This is a genomic window from Solemya elarraichensis gill symbiont (assembly GCF_002021095.1).
In the GTDB taxonomy this organism is placed as follows: domain Bacteria; phylum Pseudomonadota; class Gammaproteobacteria; order Chromatiales; family Chromatiaceae.
Genome location: NZ_MPRK01000147.1, coordinates 1 through 4,495, shown reverse-complemented (window position 1 = coordinate 4,495; position 4,495 = coordinate 1). Strand labels below are relative to the sequence as shown.

Below are 4,495 nucleotides of genomic sequence, written 5' to 3'. Positions count from 1 at the left end.
TGGGCTTGCCCATGGTGAGCGCCTTGAAATGTTTCAGATCCGCCGGCAAGTGCCAGGGCAGCTCGTTGTTACGCCCGATGATGCGGTTGCGCGTCATCGCGGCGATGATTGAAATATGCGGAACCACGGTCAGAAGAAGAGGCCGTCAACCGGTGAAGATGCCGAGGCAAAGCGTTTTGCCTGCATGCGCCCGGCCAGAAACGCCTCGCGTCCTGCTTCGATACCCTTTTTCATTGCAGATGCCATCAATACGGGATTCTTTGCAGCTGCGATTGCTGTGTTCATCAAAACGCCATCGCAGCCAAGTTCCATTGCCATTGCTGCATCAGATGCTGTGCCGACGCCGGCATCGACGAGAACGGGGACCTTGGCATTTTCAACAATGGTGCGGATGTTGAGCGGGTTGCGAATACCCAGGCCAGAACCAATTGGAGCAGCCAGTGGCATGACAGCGGCACAGCCGAGTTCCTCAAAGCGCTTCGCCATGATGGGATCATCATTGGTATAGACCATGATGTCGAAACCATCCTTGATCAGCTCTTCGGCTGCAACCAGGGTTGCTGTAACATCGGGAAACAGGGTCTTTTCATCACCCAGCACCTCGAGCTTGACGAGGTTGTGGCCGTCCAGAAGTTCGCGTGCAAGCTGGCAGGTCCGCACGGCGGTTTTGGCATCATAGCAACCGGCCGTGTTCGGTAAATAGGTATATTCAGTGGGTGGCAGTACATCGAGAATATTCTCTGCATCACCATCCTGACCGATATTCGTCCTGCGGACGGCTATGGTCATCACCTCGGCTCCGCTCGCCTTGATGGCTGCGCGGGTCTCATCCATATCCTTGTATTTGCCGGTTCCAACCAGCAGGCGGGAAGTAAATGTGCGGCCGGCGACTGTAAAAGTATCTTTCTGACTCATGATGTCAATCTGTCTGTTCGTGTGTAATTTCGGGATAGTGCCTGGCGCTGCCAGTGTGTGGCACTGGCCAGGCATTGTATCTGATAATATCAGCCGCCGCCGATCGCTTGCACGATCTCCATTTCGTCATTCTCCTGCAACTGGTGGGTGGCGTGCTGTGTACGTGGCACCAGGGTTTCGTTGATTTCAACTGCGATGCGCTTGCCCTCAAGCCCGAGTTCCTGCACCAGATTAGCAACTTTAGTGCCTCCCGGTATCTCGCGCGTCTCGCCATTCAGTTTGATGATCATTGACCTGTGTGTGCTTTTGAAGGTTTAATGAGATGTATTTTACAGAAAAGCAATAACAAAAACTGCACTAAATCCTGAGAAACTGGAGTAGGAATGACTGAAGATATTATTACAGTCGAACAGGCAACATCGCTTGATGGGCTCTTTTTCAAGCGTGTGGATCGCACCCCTGACAAGGAAGCATTGCGTCATTTCGACAAGAGCGACAAGAGCTGGAACTCATATACATGGAAAGAGTCCCTGGCAGAAATAGCACGTTGGCAGGAGATGCTCGCAAGGGAAAACCTTTCCGCAGGTGACCGGGTTGCTATTCTTCTGCGCAATTGCCCCGAATGGGTCTTTTTCGAGCAGGCCGCTCTTAGTCTCGGCTTGGTCGTGGTTCCCCTCTATACCGATGACCGTCCTGATAATGTCGGATATATCATCGAGGATGCCGGTATACGCCTGTTGCTGATTCAGGATGCCGGGCGCTGGAAGCGGCTTGCCCCTTCGGTTGAAAATGAGAACAGCCCCCTGCAACGCGTGTTGATTCTTGAATCGAGCAGCGAAGCGGAAAAATGCGTACGTAATGATGACCGGGTTCATCTCGTCGAGAATGAGATCCCCTCGCATGGTGTTGAGTACAAGCCGAGATTGGTCAGCGATATCAACAGCCTGGCGACAATTGTTTACACATCTGGAACCACTGGCCGTCCCAAGGGCGTGATGCTGAGTCACTTCAATATACTCTCTATTGCCCACCGCGGCATGACCATGATCAGCGTTTTTGTTGAGGATATTTTCCTCTCATTTTTACCGCTTTCACACACGCTGGAACGTACCGTCGGCTACTATGTGCCGGTGATGACTGGTGCAACAATCATTTATGCACGCTCGGTAGGCCAGCTGGCGGATGATCTCGTCACACACAAACCAACAGTTCTGATCGCGGTGCCGCGTGTGTTTGAGCGTGTCTATAACAAGATTCAGGATCAGCTCGCCAACGGCCCGGGAATCAAGCGCAAGCTTTTCAATAAGGCGGTTGGTGTCGGCTGGAGGAAGTTCGAAAGGGATCAGGGGCGTGCCGGCTGGCACCCGTCGCTGCTGACACACAAGGTGCTCGACAAGCTGGTCGGGGCAAAAATACGTGAAAAGCTTGGTGGTCGTATGCGACTTGCGGTCGCTGGTGGCGCACCGCTGCCTGCTTCGATTGGTGAAATGTTTCTTTCACTTGGCGTTCCTGTACTCCAGGGGTACGGATTGACAGAAACCGCACCTATCATCAGCGGTAATCCAGTCGAGAAGAACAAGCCGGCGAGTGTCGGTCTTCCGCTTCGTGGAGTTGAAGTCGTCGTTGGAGAAAATGACGAGTTGCTGGTGAAGACACCGGGAATGATGCTCGGCTACTGGAACAACCACGATGCAACGTCAAATGTCATCGATAAGGATGGATGGCTGCATACAGGCGACCAGGGGCGTATCGACGAAGATGGACACATCTATATCACCGGGCGCCTCAAGGATATCCTGGTGCTGTCGAATGGCGAGAAGATACCACCGGCGGAGATGGAGAGCGCAATCAGCATGGATTCGATGTTTGACCAGGTCATGGTGATTGGAGAAGGCGAGTCCTATCTGACTGCACTGGCAGTTGTCGATGAGGCTTTCTGGACAGTATCAGCACCCGGCAAACCCTATACAAAAGAAGCGCTTAACCAGAAAGAGATCGTTAGTGATGCACTCAAGCGCATACGCAATGCCCTGCATGATTTTCCGGGTTACGCAAAAGTTCGCCGTGTCGTACTCCTTAGTGAGCCATGGGGGATCGACAACGGCATGATGACTCCAACACTCAAGGTGAAACGCCAGTCAGTACTGGAGCACTACGTGGATGACGTCAAATCCATGTACAGCTGATCTTGCATTGTTCAATCGGGCCTGATTCTGCATGCAAGAGATGCAGGATGATTGCATGACAATCCACGCAAAGCTGACTGGGGAGTTCAGGCGTTCGTTGCTTGCATGGTTTGATTTGCACGGGCGCAAAAACCTGCCATGGCAACAGGATGCGACACCCTATCGCGTCTGGATTTCAGAAATCATGCTGCAACAGACCCAGGTCTCTGTTGTCATTCCCTATTTTGAGCGTTTCATGCAGCGTTTTCCGGATGTGAAACAGCTGGCACAAGCCAGCCAGGACGAGGTACTCAGTCACTGGTCCGGTCTCGGATACTACAGTCGCGCCAGAAATTTGCATAAAGCCGCAATTATTCTTGATGAGCAGCACGCTGGACTGCTGCCGGAAAACGTCGAGGAGTTGCAGCAGCTGCCAGGAATAGGCAGATCAACTGCCGGTGCCGTCGTATCTCTGGGTTCAAACCGATATGCACCGATACTCGATGGCAACGTCAAGCGTGTGCTGGCACGTGTTTTCAGAATCGATGGCTGGCCAGGTCGTGTAGCCGTGCAGAAGCACATGTGGGCCTTGAGTGAGCAACTGACGCCCACAAATGATGTGCGTGCCTTCAACCAGGCGATGATGGACCTTGGTGCAACCTGTTGTGTTCGCAGTTCTCCCGATTGTGACGCCTGTCCCTTGCAACAGCAGTGTGAAGCCTGTCAAACAGACTGCATATCCGACTATCCCGCGAAAAAGCCGAAAAAAGCACTGCCTGTAAAAGAGCGGGTTTTGCTCGTCGTGCAGGATGGCGAAGGAAATTGCCTGCTGCATAAACGCCCCCAGCAGGGAGTCTGGGCCGGTTTGTGGAGTTTTCCCGAGTTCACAAGCAAGGACGAGGCAATTGAATGGTATGAACAGCTTTCAGGTAAGAGAGAGGCAGCAATCGGGCAGCTTCCACGACGTCGTCACACCTTCACGCACTACCATTTCGACATGCTCCCACTGCACCTGGTAACACAGGAACCACTCTCGCAGGTGCGAGATGCCTATGAATGTGGCTGGTTTGATACGGGAGATATCTCCACAATCGGGATTGCATCACCGATTGCAGCTTTAATTCACGAGATATCCCCGGTTTCCGATTGATGAGGATACCCCCGGTGACTATAATCCGAAGCTATTGTCGCCCGGGATAACTGGTCTAAAGTGCAACTCTACCCATGGAACGAATGAAAAAATATCATGAAAAAAATTAATAAAACAAGAGCAAATAACGTCTCGAAACGCCTGAGATATCTTTCAGTCTCCATTTTCAATCGCTGCGCGCCAAGGAGAGAGAATCGAAGGCGCGTAGTCCCCGGTAGCCACTAGGCGAGACTGTTTTTCTGACGTGCGCCAGCGCCAAAGGAAA

5 protein-coding genes are annotated in these 4,495 nt (G+C 52.5%); 2 read left to right on the top strand and 3 right to left on the bottom strand.

The genetic code is table 11. The features are described 5' to 3' along the window. The 3 genes from BOW51_RS07775 to thiS all read right to left on the bottom strand — a co-directional run. Window positions 1–115: dihydrofolate reductase (locus BOW51_RS07775; protein WP_281252876.1), on the bottom strand; the 115-nt coding region annotated here is incomplete at its 3' end. 14 nt (window positions 116–129) lie between these two features. Next, a complete protein-coding gene (locus BOW51_RS07770; RefSeq protein ID WP_078477189.1) occupies window positions 130–915 on the bottom strand; it encodes a thiazole synthase in 786 nt (261 codons plus the stop codon). Window positions 916–1,004: 89 nt separating this feature from the next. Beyond that, the gene (gene thiS, locus BOW51_RS07765; RefSeq protein WP_078477187.1) at window positions 1,005–1,205 is read right to left on the bottom strand and encodes a sulfur carrier protein ThiS; all 201 of its coding nucleotides are present in this window, start codon (window positions 1,203–1,205) and stop codon (window positions 1,005–1,007) included. A 93-nt stretch (window positions 1,206–1,298) separates the two neighbouring features. On the opposite strand from thiS, the gene BOW51_RS07760 reads away from it, so the two are divergent. Both BOW51_RS07760 and mutY read left to right on the top strand, forming a co-directional pair. Next, the gene (locus BOW51_RS07760) at window positions 1,299–3,101 is read left to right on the top strand and encodes an AMP-dependent synthetase/ligase (RefSeq protein ID WP_078477186.1); all 1,803 of its coding nucleotides are present in this window, start codon (window positions 1,299–1,301) and stop codon (window positions 3,099–3,101) included. A 55-nt stretch (window positions 3,102–3,156) separates the two neighbouring features. After that, window positions 3,157–4,230, top strand: a complete 1,074-nt coding sequence (gene mutY, locus BOW51_RS07755) for an A/G-specific adenine glycosylase (RefSeq protein WP_078477188.1) — start codon at window positions 3,157–3,159, stop codon at window positions 4,228–4,230. Window positions 4,231–4,495 lie beyond the last annotated feature (265 nt).